Source organism: Janthinobacterium agaricidamnosum NBRC 102515 = DSM 9628 (assembly GCF_000723165.1).
In the GTDB taxonomy this organism is placed as follows: domain Bacteria; phylum Pseudomonadota; class Gammaproteobacteria; order Burkholderiales; family Burkholderiaceae_D; genus Janthinobacterium; species Janthinobacterium agaricidamnosum.
Map to the genome: position 1 here is coordinate 5,899,984 of NZ_HG322949.1, position 339 is coordinate 5,900,322.

A 339-nucleotide genomic window follows, 5' to 3' on the forward strand; every position below is an offset into this window, starting at 1 on the left:
ATCGACGCTCCTCCGCTTATTGATATGCTTAAGTTCAGCGGGTAATCCTACCTGATTTGAGGTCAAAGGTCAAAGTTATTGTCCCGTGAAGGACGATTGGAAGCCGAATAATATGCTTCACAGTAACGGCGTAGACATTTTATCACACCGATAAGCTGATCCACAAAAGGTTCGAGCTAATGCATTCAAGAGGAGCCGATCACAGGTACCGGCAATAAACCTCCAAGTCCAAGCTCTACTCACAAAAGCAAATAGAGTTGAGAATTCCATGACACTCAAACAGGCATGCTCCTCGGAATACCAAGGAGCGCAAAGTGCGTTCAAAGATTCGATGACTCA